Source organism: Actinomyces succiniciruminis, from assembly GCF_900002405.1.
GTDB classification, from domain to species: domain Bacteria; phylum Actinomycetota; class Actinomycetes; order Actinomycetales; family Actinomycetaceae; genus Actinomyces; species Actinomyces succiniciruminis.
This window is the reverse complement of record NZ_LK995506.1, coordinates 1-1,730: the sequence shown is the minus strand read 5'-3', so window position 1 is coordinate 1,730 and position 1,730 is coordinate 1. Positions and strand designations below refer to the sequence as shown.

The following is a 1,730-nucleotide window of genomic DNA, read 5'->3' as shown; positions in this document are numbered from 1 at the left end:
TGGGTGTGTTGTTTGGGATCTCGATAGTGTGTCGTGTTTGTTTGTTTTGTTGGTTTTTTGTTGGTTTCTTTGTTTGGTTTTTGTTTTGTTTGGAGAGTTTGATCCTGGCTCAGGACGAACGCTGGCGGCGTGCTTAACACATGCAAGTCGAACGGGCTGGCTCTGGTTTTTTGCTGGGGTTGGTTAGTGGCGAACGGGTGAGTAACACGTGAGTAACCTGCCCTCTTCTCCTGGATAACTGCTTGAAAGGGCGGCTAATACGGGGTGGTCTGGCCTGCCTGCATGGGTGGGTTGGTATAGGTTCAACTTTGGTTGTTCTGGTGGGGGATGGGCTCGCGGCTTATCAGCTTGTTGGTGGGGTGATGGCTTACCAAGGCTTTGACGGGTAGCCGGCCTGAGAGGGTGGACGGTCACACTGGGACTGAGATACGGCCCAGACTCCTGCGGGAGGCAGCAGTGGGGAATATTGCACAATGGGCGGAAGCCTGATGCAGCGACGTCGCGTGAGGGATGGAGGCCTTCGGGTTGTGAACCTCTTTTTCCGGTGGTGAAGGCCTGCCCCTTGGTGGGTGGGTTGACGGTAGCCGGGTTAGGAAGCGCCGGCTAACTACGTGCCAGCAGCCGCGGTAATACGTAGGGCGCGAGCGTTGTCCGGAATTACTGGGCGTAAAGGGCTTGTAGGCGGCTGGTCGCGTCTGCCGTGAAATCCTCTGGCTTAACTGGGGGCTTGCGGTGGGTACGGGCTGGCTTGAGCGCAGTAGGGGAGACTGGAACTCCTGGTGTAGCGGTGGAATGCGCAGATATCAGGAGGAACACCGGTGGCGAAGGCGGGTCTCTGGGCTGTTGCTGACGCTGAGGAGCGAAAGCGTGGGGAGCGAACAGGATTAGATACCCTGGTAGTCCATGCTGTAAACGTTGGGCACTGGGTGTGGGGGCCCTTTTCCGGGGTTTCCGCGCCGTAGCTAACGCGTTAAGTGCCCCGCCTGGGGAGTACGGCCGCAAGGCTAAAACTCAAAGGAATTGACGGGGGCCCGCACAAGCGGCGGAGCATGCGGATTAATTCGATGCAACGCGAAGAACCTTACCAAGGCTTGACATGGGCTGGTTGCTGCCGGAGACGGTGGTTCCCTTGCTGCTTTTTGTGGTTTGGGCTGGCCTGCAGGTGGTGCATGGTTGTCGTCAGCTCGTGTCGTGAGATGTTGGGTTAAGTCCCGCAACGAGCGCAACCCTTGTCTCGTGTTGCCAGCGCGTTATGGCGGGGACTCGCGGGAGACTGCCGGGGTGAACTCGGAGGAAGGTGGGGATGACGTCAAATCATCATGCCCCTTATGTCTTGGGCTTCACGCATGCTACAATGGCCGGTACAGTGGGTTGCGATGCCGTGAGGTGGAGCGAATCCCTTAAAGCCGGTCTCAGTTCGGATCGGTGCCTGCAACTCGGCACCGTGAAGTTGGAGTCGCTAGTAATCGCGGATCAGCAACGCCGCGGTGAATACGTTCTCGGGCCTTGTACACACCGCCCGTCACGTCATGAAAGCCGGTGACGCCCGAAGCCCGTGGCCTTATGGGGAGCGGTCGAAGGCGGGGCTGGTGATTGGGACGAAGTCGTAACAAGGTAGCCGTACCGGAAGGTGCGGCTGGATCACCTCCTTTCTAGGGAGACTGTTTTGCTGGCAGGGCAGGCAGGCACTCTGTTCGTTTTTCTGGTTGCGTGTGTTGCGTGGCTGGGGG

1 rRNA gene is annotated in these 1,730 nt (G+C 58.4%); it reads left to right on the top strand.

The features are described 5' to 3' along the window. The first annotated feature begins 86 nt into the window (after nucleotides 1-86). Nucleotides 87-1,652 (top strand): 16S ribosomal RNA (locus BN1056_RS07950). Nucleotides 1,653-1,730 lie beyond the last annotated feature (78 nt).